Annotated in this window: 12 protein-coding genes; 3 read left to right on the forward strand and 9 right to left on the reverse strand. The window is 72.0% G+C overall.

Features of this window, described 5'->3' with window-relative positions; translation table 11 throughout:
* Positions 1-232: 232 nt before the first annotated feature.
* Together ACWC1K_RS48010 and ACWC1K_RS48015 are read right to left on the reverse strand one after the other, a co-directional pair.
* Positions 233-763 (reverse strand): ATP-binding protein, encoded by a 531-nt coding sequence (locus tag ACWC1K_RS48010; protein ID WP_450840248.1) that lies wholly within the window; start codon positions 761-763, stop codon positions 233-235.
* A 230-nt stretch (positions 764-993) separates the two neighbouring features.
* Positions 994-1,317: a hypothetical protein gene (locus ACWC1K_RS48015; protein WP_351463376.1), complete on the reverse strand. Its 324-nt coding sequence runs from the start codon at positions 1,315-1,317 to the stop codon at positions 994-996.
* Between the two features lie 328 nt (positions 1,318-1,645).
* On the opposite strand from ACWC1K_RS48015, the gene ACWC1K_RS48020 reads away from it, so the two are divergent.
* Positions 1,646-2,770, forward strand: coding sequence for a PLP-dependent cysteine synthase family protein (locus ACWC1K_RS48020; RefSeq protein ID WP_450840250.1), 1,125 nt, complete (start codon positions 1,646-1,648; stop codon positions 2,768-2,770).
* A gap of 96 nt (positions 2,771-2,866) precedes the next feature.
* On the opposite strand, the gene ACWC1K_RS48025 is transcribed toward ACWC1K_RS48020, so the two are convergent.
* Both ACWC1K_RS48025 and ACWC1K_RS48030 read right to left on the reverse strand, forming a co-directional pair.
* Positions 2,867-3,340 (reverse strand): SRPBCC family protein, encoded by a 474-nt coding sequence (locus ACWC1K_RS48025; RefSeq protein WP_450840252.1) that lies wholly within the window; start codon positions 3,338-3,340, stop codon positions 2,867-2,869.
* A 94-nt stretch (positions 3,341-3,434) separates the two neighbouring features.
* Entirely contained in the window at positions 3,435-4,253 is an 819-nt protein-coding gene (locus ACWC1K_RS48030) for a DeoR/GlpR family DNA-binding transcription regulator (RefSeq protein WP_351463382.1), read from the reverse strand.
* A gap of 285 nt (positions 4,254-4,538) precedes the next feature.
* Here ACWC1K_RS48030 and ACWC1K_RS48035 point away from each other — a divergent pair, with 285 nt between their 5' ends.
* Positions 4,539-6,893 carry a hypothetical protein gene (locus tag ACWC1K_RS48035; protein ID WP_450840254.1) on the forward strand — a complete coding sequence of 785 codons (2,355 nt, stop codon included), beginning with the start codon at positions 4,539-4,541 and terminating at the stop codon, positions 6,891-6,893.
* Here ACWC1K_RS48035 and ACWC1K_RS48040 read toward each other — a convergent pair.
* The 4 genes from ACWC1K_RS48040 to ACWC1K_RS48055 all read right to left on the reverse strand — a co-directional run bounded on the left by ACWC1K_RS48040 (position 6,863) and on the right by ACWC1K_RS48055 (position 11,567).
* The gene (locus tag ACWC1K_RS48040) at positions 6,863-9,298 is read right to left on the reverse strand and encodes a right-handed parallel beta-helix repeat-containing protein (protein WP_450840256.1); all 2,436 of its coding nucleotides are present in this window, start codon (positions 9,296-9,298) and stop codon (positions 6,863-6,865) included. The genes ACWC1K_RS48035 and ACWC1K_RS48040 overlap by 31 nt on opposite strands.
* Before the next feature lie 108 nt (positions 9,299-9,406).
* Positions 9,407-10,012 carry an Rv1733c family protein gene (locus tag ACWC1K_RS48045; RefSeq protein ID WP_450840257.1) on the reverse strand — a complete coding sequence of 202 codons (606 nt, stop codon included), beginning with the start codon at positions 10,010-10,012 and terminating at the stop codon, positions 9,407-9,409.
* Between the two features lie 243 nt (positions 10,013-10,255).
* Positions 10,256-11,083: an MOSC domain-containing protein gene (locus ACWC1K_RS48050; protein ID WP_450840259.1), complete on the reverse strand. Its 828-nt coding sequence runs from the start codon at positions 11,081-11,083 to the stop codon at positions 10,256-10,258.
* 43 nt (positions 11,084-11,126) lie between these two features.
* Positions 11,127-11,567, reverse strand: coding sequence for a DUF6643 family protein (locus ACWC1K_RS48055; protein WP_351463391.1), 441 nt, complete (start codon positions 11,565-11,567; stop codon positions 11,127-11,129).
* A gap of 301 nt (positions 11,568-11,868) precedes the next feature.
* Between ACWC1K_RS48055 and ACWC1K_RS48060 the strand changes: the two genes are divergently transcribed.
* Entirely contained in the window at positions 11,869-13,188 is a 1,320-nt protein-coding gene (locus ACWC1K_RS48060; RefSeq protein ID WP_450840273.1) for a TerD family protein, read from the forward strand.
* Between the two features lie 5 nt (positions 13,189-13,193).
* Here ACWC1K_RS48060 and ACWC1K_RS48065 read toward each other — a convergent pair whose 3' ends face one another.
* On the reverse strand, positions 13,194-14,393 hold the full coding sequence (locus tag ACWC1K_RS48065) for a glycosyltransferase (RefSeq protein WP_450840261.1): 1,200 nt from the start codon (positions 14,391-14,393) through the stop codon (positions 13,194-13,196).
* Positions 14,394-14,409: the final 16 nt, after the last annotated feature.

Raw genomic sequence — 14,409 nt, forward strand, 5'->3', positions numbered from 1 at the left:
CCGTCTCGACACCGACTAAGGCGCCCCGAAGGCGACCGACCCAAAAGAGGGGGTGGCGCGAAGCGCTGAGCACGATCGCCGTCTCGACACCGACTAAGGCGCCCCGAAGGCGACCGACCCAAAAGAGGGGGTGGCGCGAAGCGCTGAGCACGATCGCCGTCTCGACACCGACTGGGGCGCCCCGAAGGCGACCGACCCAAAAGAGGGCGACCGACCCAAAATCACCGCCCGGTCAGCCGGGAACGGCGGACCGGGCGGGAGCGTGCGCGGACCTGTGGCTGTCGGCCGCGGGCTCGAGTTCCACGAGCCGGCGGGCCGGCGTGTCGGCCGTACGGCGCGGAGGACGGGCCGGGGCCGCCACCGGAGCGGGCGTGGTGGGCAGCGCGAACCAGACGACCTTGCCCGACTCGCCGTCAGGGCGCGCCCCCCAGCTCTCGCTCACCGCGGCCACCATGGCCAGCCCGCGCCCGGTGGTGGCGGAGGCTTCGACGTCCCGCACCTCGGGCAGGCGGGGGTCGTGGTCGTGCACGGAGACCATGAGCCGGTCCAGTACCAGCTCTATCTCCACGGTGCAGAGTTTGTCGGGCTGGGCGTGCAGGTGGACGTTGGTCAACAGCTCCGTCACACCGAGCGCGGCCCGGTCGATGAGGGCGTCCAGATGCCAGTAGCGCAATTGCGCAGAGACGATTCTGCGGACCTGGCCGATCCGCGACGGCAGGGCTTGCAGCTCTACCGTGCAGTGCCTGCTTGGGTGACTGATCACGGCTGCGACTCCCCGACTTAAGAGGTCCGGAAGAACACGGAGTACGGATCCAGCAGGTGCCTGAGGGCCTGGCCACCTGCCGTCGTGCCCGGCGGGCTGGTTCGCAGCGTTATCGCCGGTAAACCCAGAGTGACGTGAGAACAGCGTGACCCAGGGGGTGCGGGAGCGCAACTCACGATCGGCTGCGCCGACCACACGGGTGCGAGCCCGAGCCCATCCGGTGGGTGCTGTCAGCCGCCGCGACCGGCCGCTTTGCGTACGGCCTCGATGAAGCGGCGTGCCGCCGGCGGCCCCGGCTCGCCCGGCGCGGGGTCGTGGTCGCCCAGGGTCAGTAGGTACCGCTTGCCGTTGAGGTCCGCGAGCGCCCGGTCCTCCGGGGCGAACCAGGGCTTGGAGGCGCGTACCGCCTGCACCGGCGCGCTGTCGATCTCGGTGCCGTAACTGGTGAGCAATGCAAGTCTGCCGTCGCTGATCCGGACCTGTCCGGCCCGGGTGAGCGAACGCAGCCGTTTACCGATTCGCACGCCCGTCGCCGTGAACTCCGGCTCCGCCATGCCGCCGCCCCCTTGTGGCTCTCCGGTGGGCTGGATCGTTCCTGTGCGGATCGTGATCCAGCTCGTGTCGTGATCCAGTGTGCGCCCCCGTTCGATGCAGTCTGCCCGCACCCGACGTCGAGCACCAGTACGCACGACACGCTCGGAGTGAGCGCCCGGAGCACTCGCGCGAATGCGCCCCCACCTGTGCCCGCCCGGTGGCCCCAGGGTGTTCTTTGGGGTGCTCAAAGTTGCGTTTATGCAGGTGAGAAGCGTGCGGAAGGTGTTTATGATCGATGCGTCGGCCGCGCGACGCGCCGTCGGCGCACAGCCTAAGGAGCACCCCGTCGTGACCACCCCACAGCAGACCCGGACCGGTACAACCCTCGATGTCGACCACAGTGACGCCGTCTACCGCGACTGGCTGAAAGACGCCGTCCGCAAGGTCCAGGCCGATGCCAACCGCTCGGCCGACACGCATCTGCTCCGCTTCCCGCTGCCCGAGAAGTGGGGGATCGACCTGTACCTGAAGGACGAGTCCACCCACCCCACCGGCAGCCTCAAGCACCGGCTCGCCCGCTCGCTCTTCCTCTACGGACTGTGCAACGGCTGGATCCGGCCGGGCCGCCCGGTGATCGAGGCGTCCAGCGGCTCGACGGCCGTCTCCGAGGCGTACTTCGCGAAGCTGATCGGCGTGCCCTTCATCGCCGTCATGCCGCGCACGACGAGTGCCGAGAAGGTCCGCCTGATCGAGTTCCACGGCGCGCAGTGCCACTTCGTGGACGACTCCCGCAAGATGTACGACGAGTCGGCCCGCCTCGCGGTGGAGACCGGCGGCCATTACATGGACCAGTTCACCTACGCCGAACGGGCCACGGACTGGCGCGGCAACAACAACATCGCCGAATCCATCTTCCGTCAGCTGGAGTTGGAGCGGTTCCCGGAGCCCGCGTGGATCGTGGCGACGGCGGGCACCGGCGGCACCTCGGCGACCCTCGCGCGCTACGTCCACTACACCCAGCGCGACACCCGCATCTGTGTGGCCGATCCGGAGAACTCGTGTTTCTTCGAGGGCTGGACCACCGGCGATCCGGACGTCACCAGCGACTGCGGCTCACGCATCGAGGGCATCGGCCGCCCCCGGATGGAGCCGAGCTTCGTGCCGGGCGCCATCGACCGGATGATGAAGGTCCCCGACGCGGCCAGCGTCGCCGCCGTACGGGCGCTGGAGCGGGCCATCGGCCGCAAGGCGGGCGGCTCCACGGGCACCGGACTGTGGAGCGCGCTGAAGATCGTCGCCGAGATGGTGGCCGAGGGGCGGCAGGGGAGCGTGGTGACACTGTTGTGCGACCCGGGGGACCGCTACCTGGACAAGTACTACTCGGATGCGTGGCTCTCCGAGCAGGGGCTGGCCATCGAGCCGTACTCGGTGGCGATCGATGCGCTGCTGGAGACCGGCGTCTGGCCCTGCTGAGCGCTCCGCGGGAAGGGCCGTCCCTCGTCTGCGGCATCGTCGTGGCTGGTCGCGCCCGCGCGGCGGAGCCGCACATCGACACAGCCCCGCGCCTCTTCAGGGCGCGGTGAGGTGGCGGTCCAGCGAGATCACCGCGTCCCGGAAGGCCCGCCCGAGCCCGGCCCGTGCCGCCTTCACCACGAACCGGAACGCTGCCGTGCCGTCCGCGGCGAAGGTCCACTGGACGCGGGTGCCCGTCCCGGCCGGTAGCAGCCGCCACTCCTCGGCGAGGGCGCGGGCGCCCGGTGCGTTGGTGACGTCGACCCGGTAGGCGTACACCTCCGCCTTCTTCGAGGCGATGACCGTCTCCCGGAAGCGCCCGCCGCCCCTCAGCCGGATGTCGCGACCGGCACCGTCGTCGAGGGAGCGTGCCTGCGACACGGCCGCGAACCATTCCGCCCATCCCGGCACATCGTCGTTGAGGGCGTGGAAGACCGCCTCGGGTGCCGCCGCGATCTCCTGGGCGAAGACCAGACGCACGGGGGCGGTGTCGACGAAGTCGAGCCCGACGGGACGCAGACGGTGAGCCATGAACGCGAACCCCCTTGACGGAGAAGGGTGGTTGACCGGGGCGACGTCACGATAGCTGGCGACCCGTCAGATGTCAGCAGCACCCCGGGGGAGATCAGCTCTCCGGCTCGCCCACCACGACCAGCCGACGCAGATGCTCGGAGATCTCCTCGCGCGCGTCGCCCGCCAGGCCCGCGTCCGTCACCAGCGTGTCGACCTGCTCCAGTGCCGCGAACGAACTCAGACCCACCACACCCCACTTGGTGTGGTCGGCGACCACCACGACCCGCCGCGCCGACTGCACCAGGCGCCGGTTGGTCTCGGCCTCCGCGAGGTTCGGCGTCGACAGGCCGGCCTCGACCGATATGCCGTGCACACCGAGGAACAGCACGTCGAAGTGGAGCGCCGCGATCGCCTGGTCGGCCACCGGCCCCACCAGCGAGTCGGAGGGCGTGCGCACCCCGCCGGTCAGCACCACCGTGGCCGCACCCTGCCGGGGGCCGGAGGTGCGCTGCGCCGCATGGAAGACGTCGGCCACCCGCACCGAGTTCGTCACGACGGTCAGGTCCGGGACGTCCAGCAGATGGTGGGCCAGCGCATACGTCGTCGTACCGCCCGAGAGCGCGATCGCGGTACCCGGCGCCACCAGCTGGGCCGCCGATCGCGCGATGTCCTCCTTGGCCGTGAGCTCAAGGCCCGACTTGGCCTCGAAGCCCGGCTCGTGCGTGCTCGCCTCCACGACCGGCACCGCGCCGCCGTGCACCTTCTCCAGCACGCCCTGCCGGGACAGCGCGTCCAGGTCGCGGCGCACGGTCATGTCCGACACGCCCAGCTTGCGGGTCAGCTCGTTCACACGGACGCCGCCCCGGCGCCGGACCTCGTCCAGGATCAGGGCGCGCCGCTGCTCCGCGAGGAGGTTCTGATTCTCGCTCACGTACGCTCCGGTCCTTTCGCCTCAAGCCGTCCGACACGCCCTGCGCACCTGCTCCGACAAGGACATTCTTCCCTGCCCCGGTGCGCGGACGTCCCATCCTTGCACGGGTGGGCCCCCATGACGCCACCTACCCGACGCGCGCATGTCACCAATGCCCCTTCTGTTCCCCGCAGATCACCCGGATCGGGGAGATTCCGTGTTCAAGGGTGTACGCCGCCGTCCGAGCGGAGATCCTGGTGCCCGCACGGGCACAAGAGACGGCGCGTCACGGGGGAAGTGCGAACAGTGGAACGTGCACAGGAACGTGTCCCGACCAGCGGTCCCCTCGCGGGACCGAAGGGATCTGCAACCGCCCTGGAACTCCTGGTCCACGGCGTGGGCGGCACCACACCCCAGGAGATGCTCAATGATCCGCGCACGGTGCGGATCACCGGCGACGACACGGCGGCGGTCTTCCGGCGCGCCGAGGACGCCGACGCGGAGAGCCGACCCGAGGACTACCGCGGCAGACCGGTGCCGGAGGCCTACGTCTGGTGCAATCTGACCTCCGGCAACAGCGCGCGGGCCCTGTGGCTGCTGCTCCTGCCGTTCATGGTGGTCAACCTCGCCCACTGGATGCGGCCCACCGCACGCGGCCACCGGAGGACGGTCCGCCTGTACGGGCTGCTCGTACGCCTGGCGGGCCTGACGCTGACGGTGCTGCTGGTCGCCGCCGCCTGCGAGGTCGCCCTGGACCTGGCGGCCTGGCAGTGCGCGGGCACCCGCGCGTGCGCCGAGCGGCACTCCTGGCTGGGCTTCCTGTCGCCCGAGGTGTCGCGGAACGGCTGGTGGAGCAGGCCCGGCCGACGGCTCGCCGTCGCGGCCCTGGTGCCCGCCGCGCTCACCGCCCTGCTCTGGTACCTCTCGCACCGCACCTGGAGCGCGTACGAGTCCCAGCGACCCATCGACCGCCGGCCCGAACCCGACGAGGACACCGGCCGCACCGCCCTGGGCCGGCCCGGCTTCTGGTACGGCCGCCGGCTGGTGGCCCGGCTGCGCGCCGCACACACCGCGGCGGGTCTGCTGACGGTGGCCGCGGCGGTCGCATCCTCCGCGGCCCGCTTCGACCGCAGGCCCGGCGGCCCGGCGGCACTCGACACCGTGGGCCGGCTCCTGGAGATCGCACTCGTCGCCACCGCCGCCGTCGTGGTGTGGGTGGTCTGCCGCCGGGGACGCAGCGAGAACCGCCTCGACCGGCGACTCGACGAGCACCTCGTACGACGCCTGCCGCTGACCGCCCTCCTCCTGCTGCTGCTCTGCACGGTGTACGCCGGCTGGGAGCGCCCGGGCTGGCGGTCGGCCGGCCTGCTGGCCGGCGGCGGCACCACCTTCGGCACCCTCGCCCTGGTCCAGGGCTTACTGGTGATCGCCCTCGCGGCGGTCGCCCACCTGCTGTACCGCAGCCACCCCGACACCCGCACCGTGTTGCGCGGCCAGGGCGGACCCGCCGTCGCGATGCTGGCCTGCGCCCTGGGCGGGGTGATGTCCGGTGGCGTCTCCCAGCGGGTGTCCGACTGGCTGGACGGCACCGGCACCTCCATCGACGGCCCGCCGGTCCTGCTGACCTGGCAGGCGTCCGTGATCCCCGTGCTGCTCCTCGTCCTGCTCGTGTTCAGCGCCGGGCTGGGCCGGCGGGCCTGGCTGCTGCGCCGCACCGAACTGGGCACCGTCGAGCTCGACTACCCCGGCGAACCCAAGGACGCGGCACGCACCCGACGCATCGCCACCACCCGCGCGCTGGCCGCACTCACCGACCGCGGCCCCCTCGTCGTCGCCGTCACCTCCGCCACGACCCTGCTGCTGGGCGCCGGAGCCCTCCTCGGCGCGAAGATCACCGAAAAGGCGCCCGGTGAGGCCGCGCAGCACGCCTTCGCCTTCGTGCACGGCGTCGCACAGACCGCGCAGGCGCTGGGCTCCTGGCTGATCGGTCTGGGCTTCATACTCTTCGTCACCTGGGGCAGGCGCGCCTACAAGGACGCCTCCGCCCGGCGCACCATCGGCATCCTGTGGGACGTCGGCACCTTCTGGCCGCGCGCCGCCCACCCGTTCGCCCCGCCCTGCTACGCCGAGCGCGCGGTGCCCGACCTGACCTGGCGGATGGCGACCTGGACGCGCGCCACGGGCGGCCGCCTCGTGCTCTCCGGACACTCCCAGGGCAGTGTGCTCGCGGCCGCCGCGGCCTGGCAGCTTGAGCCGCCCGTCCGCAGACGGGTCGCCCTGCTGACCTACGGCTCCCCGCTGGAGCGCCTCTACGGCCGCTGGTTCCCGGCCCATTTCGGGCCCGCCGCCCTCAGCTCCCTGCACCAGGACGTCGACTGCTGGCGCAATCTGTACCGGCTCACCGACCCCATCGGCGGCCCGGTCCGGCTGCCCGGCGAATGTGGCCCCGAGGTGGACCGCGCTCCCCTGAAGGACCCCCTCGCCTACGGCCGCACCGCGCAGCACCCGCTGCCCGCCCCGATCCTCGGCCACGGCGACTACCAGGCCGACCCGGTCTTCGCCGAGGAGCGGGAACGGCTGCTGGCCCGCCTGCGCTCGGAGGTGCCCTCCCCACGCCCCGAGGCGGGAGCTCAGGGTGACTCGGGCAGATCCTCGGCGTAGAGCAGGGTCAGATCGTCCGTGCTCGGCTCGCTGAACTGGGCGACCCGGCCCGCATGCCGCTCCACCATCGCCTCGAAGGTCTGGCGTGCGGTGCGGCCGTTGCCGAACGCCGGGCCCTTGGGGATCGCCGTGAAGTACTTCAGCAGCGCCTCCGCGGTGCCCGGCGCCAACCGGTACTCGTGCTCGTCGGCCTGCTGCTCGACGATCCTGAGCAGTTCGTCGGGCTCGTAGTCGCTGAAGGTGATGGTCCGGGAGAAACGGGACGCCACACCGGGGTTGACCGAAAGGAACCGCTCCATCTCGGCCGTGTAGCCCGCGACGATCACCACGACCGCGTCCCGGTGGTCCTCCATCAGCTTCACCAGCGTGTCGATGGCCTCCTTGCCGAAGTCCCGGCCCGAGTCCTCCGGCGACAGCGCGTACGCCTCGTCGATGAACAGCACACCGCCGCGTGCCCTGTCGAAGGCCTCCTGGGTGCGGATCGCCGTCGAGCCGATGTGCTCGCCGACCAGGTCGACCCGCGACACCTCGACGAGATGCCCTTTCTCCAGCACACCGAGGGAGGCGAGGATCTCGCCGTAGAGGCGGGCCACGGTCGTCTTGCCGGTGCCGGGGGAGCCGGTGAAGACCAGATGCCGTTTGACGGAGGCCGCCTTGAGGCCCGCCTGCTGCCGGCGCCGGCCCACCTCGATCATGTCGGTCAGTGCCCGCACCTCGCGCTTGACGCTCTCCAGGCCCACCAGCGCGTCGAGTTCACCCAGCACGGCCTTCGACGTCCGTGCCGACTGCTCGGGCTGCGCGGCGGCCAGCAGGGGCTCCTGCTCGGTGCTGCGCTGTCCGGGGATCGCGCCCAGCAGGCCGGGCGACTGAGCGGTCTGCTGTACGGCGGTCTCCCGGGCCGCGGGCGGCCTGAGGCCAGCGCTCTCGTCGCTGGTGCAGTCCTCGACGACCGGGCCCGTGCCGGGGGCCGCGTCGCCGCCGTCCGCGAACTCGTAGCCACCGCGCGCGCACCGTTCCGTGCGGCACTTGCGCAGTGTCGTACGGCTGCCGTCGATCACATGGAAGCCGTAGCCGCCGCTGGCGGTCACCCGGCAGCCCACGAAGCTGCCGCGGCCGCCCGCCGACACATAGAAGCCCGCCTCGGCGGGGGAGTCGACGGTGCAGCGCTCGATGGTCGGGTCCGCGCCCTTGGTGACGATCACGCCGGTCTGGGTGGCGTCCAGGGTGCAGTTGTTCAGGGTGCCGCCGCTGCCGTGGTCGCGGAACCAGGCGCCCGTCGCGGCGTCGCGGATGCGGCAGTCGTCGAGCTGCGCGGTCGCGCCGTCGCTCACCGACACGGCCGTGTTGCGGACCTGGGTCAGGTCGCTGTCGACCACGTCCGCGCGCGAGCCGCGGTCCAGGACGAACAGGGCGTCCGGCACATCGTGCACCCGGCAGGACTCCAGCACCGCGGTGGCGCCGTCGCTGACCCACACCGCCGGGTAGTCGCCGGTGCTGTCGAAGATCTCGCACTGGTTGGCGTCCACGCGGGTGCCCGGATCCCACACCGACAGGCCGTTGCGCCCGAACTGACGCACCGTCGTGCGGGTCAGCGTGAGCACGGAGCGCGAACGCAGATCGACCGCGTTCTCCGGGATGTCGTGGATGCGGCAGTCGGCGAGGGTGAGCACCGCGTCCGTGTCGAGCGTGACGCCGTCCGCGGTGGTGCGGTGCACATCGCAGTCCGTGAGGTGCGCGGTGGCCCGGCCGGTGACCTGGACGCCGCTGCCGCGGACCTCGTACACCTCGCAACCCACCGCCTCCAGCGCGGAGTTCTCGCCGGTCGCCGAAAGCCCTGCCCCCGAGGCGTGATGGATCCGGCAGCGCTCCAGGCGCGGGTGCGCACCGCCGCGGACCGCGACGCCCGACTGACCGGCGGCGACGACCTCGCACTCCTCGAACACCCCGCCCCCGCCGTCGAGTACGGCGATGCCGATGCCGGCCGGATTGTCGACGGTGCACCGCCGCACGGTCGGACGCGCGCCCGACCGCACTTCTATGCCGGCCGCGGACCGGGTGATGATCCGTACGTCCAGCAGTTCCGGTGTGCCCTCCTCGACCAGCAGGGCGGGCACCGAGGCGTCCTGTCCCTCCACGTGCAGGTCCTGGACCACGGCAGAGGCGCGTACGGTCAGCGGCACCCCGTCGACCGGTGCGATCCGCACCGAGCCGGGAGAGCCCTCGGGCCCGCGCAGGGTCACCGACCGCTGGACGACGAGGTTTTCCCGGTAGGTGCCGGGCGCGACGGTGAGGACGTCACCGTCGGCAGCGGCCTCCAGGGCGGCGGCGAGCGATGCGTACTCACCCGTGCGGCGTCGCCACCGCGATGTGCCGGTGTGCGTCACCTGGACCGTGCCCTGTGCCATGGCGTTGCTGTGCCCCCACCTCGTGGTACGCGGGTTGATGCCGAGTGCGTTCGGCCGGTCCACCGTAGCGTGCGCGCGGGCGGTGGGTTGACCAGAGCCGTAAGGCCGTCAGCTGCCCGTGCCGGTCCTGCCCCAGTCCGGGCCGGCCCGGTCCCAGGCCTGGTCCCAACGGGCGTACCGGCGCCGGACCATGCGCCAGACGATCAGCCGCCGGGCACCCTCGACGGCACCCGCGGTGAGCAGGGCGGCGCCGAACCCGGCGAGCACCGCGTGGGTCGTCGCCGTCGTGGAGTCCAGGGGACGGGCCACTATCTGGCCGTGCAGGTCCGTCCATATCTTGAAGTGGTCGCCGTGGTGCGGGGACTTGAGCTCCGCCAGAGCCGCGCCGTGGTGGCGGGAGCCGTCCGGCGCGGTCCAGTCGGCGACGACGCGGCTGCGCAGGTCCCGCGCAGAGGCCGTCTCCGGGTCGGTGTCCAGGGGGGAGCGGTCCAGTTTGCGGGCCACGGTCGCCGTCACCAGGTGGCGGGCCGTGCGCTGGTCGCGGACGGACTGCTGCAGGGCATCCTGCGCGATGCCGCCGACGAGGGAACCGACCACGGGCGCCACGGCCAGGATCAGCAGCAGCGCCACCAGCGCCACCCACGCCTCGACCACATCGCTCGTGCGCCGCAGCGGATTGTGCCGCCAGCGCCAGAGTCCCCTGATTGCTCGCACCGTCCCGCACCCCCTTCCCGCTCCGTGATAACCCCCGGCGGAGCCGTTCACCCGCGGGCCCGGTCAAAGAGAGATCGAAATCACCTGTCCCCGGGGCCTCTCATGAACTTCTCACGAAGACTCAACGCCCGGGCCACCGCCCCGGGTTCCCGCGCGCGGGCCCTTGGCGGGATCTTTCTTGCGGTGCTTCGGGGCTGGGTGATCCCGCCGGGCGGCCACACGGCAGAGCCGCCCATGAGCGGTCTATGCGAGGACCGTCACCGGGTCGCCGACCCGGATCGTGCCGGGGGAGAGGGGCACCAGGTTCTGGCCGAACGCCAGTTTGCCGTCGATGCGGCGGTGGCGTTCCAGCGTGGCCAGGGGTTCCTTGCCGCGCGCGGCGCTGTTCTGGTCGGTGGTGGTCACCACGCAGCGCCCGCACATCTTGGCGACGCGGAAGGTGACCTCGCCGATCGCGATGCGGGACCAGCCGTCCTCGGCCCAGGCGGCGGTGCCGGCCACGACCACGTTCGGCCGGAAGCGGTTCATCGGCAGCGGCCCCTCGGCCGGGCGGGCACCCTGGGCGATCAGGGAGTTGAGAGCATCGAGGGAGGCGACCGTGGTGAGCAGCAGTGGATAGCCGTCGGCGAAGCTGACCGTCTCGCCCGGCTGTGCGTACTCCGGGTCGAGGGGCCGGCGCGTGGCCGGGTCGTCCATGTGCACGAGGCGTGCACCGATGCCGAGGTACTCGCTGCACCAGGCGTGCGCGGTCGCCTCCGCGGCGGGGACCCCCTCGACCTTTTCGCCGAAGATCTCCACCGGAACCGTGACGGCCGGACGTGGCACCGGCACGGTCAGCGGCTCCATGCCCGGCGCGGACAGACGAACACCGCCGCCGGGCAGGAGCTCGGCGGCGGCCAGCGCGAGGCGCGGCTGCTGACGTTGTGTGACGACCTTTCCCCCGTCGTCGATCAGCACCCAGCGCCGGTCTCCGGCCAGCCCCCAGGGCTCCACGACGGCTTCCCGGGGCGCGAGGCCCCGGAACGCCTTCACCGGATGGACGTGAATCGACTGCAGCAGCGCGTTCCCCATCAGGCCATCCTGCCAGGCGGCAGTGACAACCCGGGAGGAGCGGTCAGTAGCCTCGGTACTGCTGCTGGTTGTTGTACGGGTCCTGATAAGGAGCCGGGGCGGGCCGGGCGGCCGCGGGGCGCATCGCCTCGTAGCCGGTGCCGGTCGCCATCGGCCGTTGTGGCTGCGGCGGCTGCGGGCCGGGGCCGGGATAGCCGCGCGGCGCCGCGGCCTGCTGAGGGATATAGGCCGCGGGCGCCTGTTGCAGCGGTGCCGGCTGCTGCGCCTGCGGATAGCCGTAGGAGGGCTGGGAGGGGCCCGCCGGAAGGGCGGGCAGGGCCGACGGCAGGGCCGGCAGGTAGCTGCCCGGCGCGTCGTACGCGGCGGGGACCCGGATCGGAGCGATCTGCGGGGTGCCCCGCTCGGCGACGAGCCGGTCGTAGATCGGGGTGTCCGGGAAGGCGGAGTAGTAACCGCCGCCGAAGGTGGAGCGGGGGGAGGTCATGGCTCATAAGTTAAGCCCTCGATGTGCTAGTTGGGGAGACCGATAAGAGGGTTGTTTTGAGTGTTCGCAGTGACGCGGGATCCCCAATGCGAGCGAACTTGGCAAAAAAGGGCGTCGAACGAGGTACCGGTCCTGTAAAGGCCAAGCTCCGGGCGGGTTACCGGCGGGTCGGTCACCGCTCTTCCAGCGCTCCTCGTGGGAGTTCGCCGCGCCGGGGGAATAGGTTGTGCGAGGAGAAGACCGGAAGAGCCGCCGGGGCCACGGACTGGCGCAGTGACACGCGATGGGGGCGGACATGTCAATGCCGAAAGGCTCGAATACCCCGGTGCCGACGACGGCACTGCGGGTGGAATTGGGCTGGCGTTCCGGACCCGGCGTCCCGGACGCGGACGCCTCTGCCCTTCTGCTCGTGGGTGGCAAGGTCCGCTCCGACGGCGACTTCGTCTTCTACAACCAGCCCGTGCACGCCTCCGGGGCGGTCCGGCACGAGGGCAAGCGCGACGGCGGCGGCCGCATCGTCGACACCCTCCTGGTCGACCTCGCGCGCGTGGAGCCCGCGGTCGAGACGATCGTCCTCGCCGCCTCCGCGGACGGCGGCACGTTCGGGCAGGTCCCCGACCTCTACATCGAGGTCCGCGATGCCGCCCAGGGTGGTGTGGTCGCCCGCTTCGACAGTACGGGCGCGAGTGTGGAAACCGCTTTCGTGCTCGGGGAGTTCTACCGCCGCCAGGGCGCCTGGAAGTTCCGCGCGGTCGGCCAGGGCTACAGCAGCGGACTCGAGGGCCTGGCGACGGACTTCGGGATCACGGTCGACGAACCGCAGCACACCGCCCCCGCACCTCCGCCCCCGGCCGCACCGCCGATGACCCCGCCCCCGCCCCTCGCCCCGGCGCCCACCGCGCCGCCGGTCCACATGCCCCCGCCGGTCGCACCCCCGGCCGCCGTGCAGCCGCCCCCGCCGCCCGTACCGCCGGCGCAGCCGGTCCGCCTGAGCAAGGTGACGCTCACCAAGGCGGCCCCCGCGGTCTCGCTGGCCAAGCAGGGCGGCACCTCGGGCGCCATGCGGGTGAACCTCAACTGGCAGGTGCGCAAGCAGTTCTCGGGATGGGGCAGCAAACGCGGCCGCGCGGTCGCCATGCATGCGGACCTCGACCTCGACCTGTGCGCCCTGTACGAACTCACCGACGGCAGCAAGGGCGTCGTGCAGGCCCTGGGCAACGCCTTCGGGTCCCTGCAGCGGCCGCCGTACATCCATCTCGACGGCGACGACCGCACCGGTGCGCTCGCGAGCGGCGAGAACCTCACGATCAACCTGGACCACAAGCAGTCCTTCAGCCGGATTCTGGTCTTCGTGACCATCTATGAGGGCGCGCGCTCCTTCGCGGACCTGCACGCCACGGTCACCCTCCAGCCGCAGTACGGCGCCGCGATCGACTTCTCGCTCGACGAGTGCACGGTCCCCTCGACGGTGTGCGCCCTCGCCCTGATCACCAACACGGGCAGTGACCTGGTCGTCCAGCGCGAGGCCCGCTACCTGGTGCCCGAGCGCGGGGTCAGCCCGCAGCGGACCGTCGACTACGCCTACGGGTGGGGCATGAACTGGACTCCCGGCAGGAAGTGAGCGCCCTAGAGAGGGTGCTCGTCCGCCACGGTGTCCGGGCGCGCGTAGGTGCGGCCCTTCCAGGCCGCGCCGCGTCCTCTGTAGTGCTGCACCGCTGAATCGACCGTCATGAGGAGATAGAGGAGCGCGGTGAACGGCAGCAGCGGGGCCGGCCACAGCGGCTGGCGGTAATAACGGAGCATCGGGAGGTACGTCCCCGTCATCACCAGCCACGCGGCGCCGCCGACGAGTGCGGCTGTCCCCTCCCCGGCGGCCAGACCTGCGACCACGGCCACGGGCGGCACCAGATAGACGAGGACCAGCCCGGCGACCGTCCCGAGCAGCAGCAGTGGGTTGTGGCGCAATTGCGCGTACGCGCTGCGTGAGACCATCCGCCACAGGTCGTGCAGGCGCGGATAGGGCCGCACGCTGTCCACCCGCTCGGCCAGGCCCAGCCAGATGCGTCCACCGCTGCCCTTGACCGCGCGTGCGAGCGCCACGTCGTCGATGACGGCGTGCCGGATCGCGTCCGGGATCCGCGCCCGCTCGGCGGCCTCGGTGCGCAGCAGCACACAGCCGCCCGCGGCAGCCGCCGTCCGCGTCCCCTTCCTGCCGATCCGGCGGAACGGGTACAGCTGCGCGAAGAAATAGACGAAGGCCGGCACCACGAGCCGCTCCCACAGGCTCTCCACCCGCAGCCGGGCCATCTGCGACACGACGTCGAAGCCGCCGCCGCGCGCGGCAGCGACCAAGGCGCGCAGGCTGTCCGGCGCGTGCGCGATGTCCGCGTCCGTCAGCAGCAGATATTCGGGACCACGTGCGCGTGCCAGGTCGATACCGTGCCGCACGGCCCACAATTTGCCCGTCCAGCCCGCGGGCGGTTCACCGGGGGAGGCGACAGTCAGGGGCAGCCCGCCGCGGGTGGCCGCGAGTTCACGGGCCAGCTCCCCCGTGCCGTCCGAGCTGCCGTCGTCGACCAGGAAGATCTCCGCCCGGCCCGGGTACTCCTGGGCGAGCAGCGACGGCAGGCTCGCGGGCAGCACGCCGGCCTCGTCACGCGCGGGGACGACGACGCACACCGACGGCCACTCGTCAGGATCCCGGCGGGGCGGCAGCCTGACGTCCGTACGCCAGAAGAAGCCCTGACACAGCAGCAGCCACAGCCAGGCGGCGAGTGATACGGCGGCGATCCACACGATGGCGCTCACCCGCGCAGTCTGCCCCACCCCACCTGCCCGTAAG

This window comes from Streptomyces sp. NPDC001492, assembly GCF_053597275.1.

Excerpts from the sequence above, each read along its gene's own strand:
- ACWC1K_RS48015 (WP_351463376.1), bottom strand. The coding sequence starts at position 1,317 with ATGGCGGAGCCGGAGTTCACGGCGACGGGCGTGCGAATCGGTAAACGG.
- ACWC1K_RS48025 (WP_450840252.1), bottom strand. The coding sequence starts at position 3,340 with ATGGCTCACCGTCTGCGTCCCGTCGGGCTCGACTTCGTCGACACCGCC.
- ACWC1K_RS48040 (WP_450840256.1), bottom strand. The coding sequence starts at position 9,298 with ATGGCACAGGGCACGGTCCAGGTGACGCACACCGGCACATCGCGGTGG.
- ACWC1K_RS48050 (WP_450840259.1), bottom strand. The coding sequence starts at position 11,083 with ATGGGGAACGCGCTGCTGCAGTCGATTCACGTCCATCCGGTGAAGGCG.
- ACWC1K_RS48055 (WP_351463391.1), bottom strand. The coding sequence starts at position 11,567 with ATGACCTCCCCCCGCTCCACCTTCGGCGGCGGTTACTACTCCGCCTTC.
- ACWC1K_RS48060 (WP_450840273.1), top strand. The coding sequence starts at position 11,869 with ATGCCGAAAGGCTCGAATACCCCGGTGCCGACGACGGCACTGCGGGTG.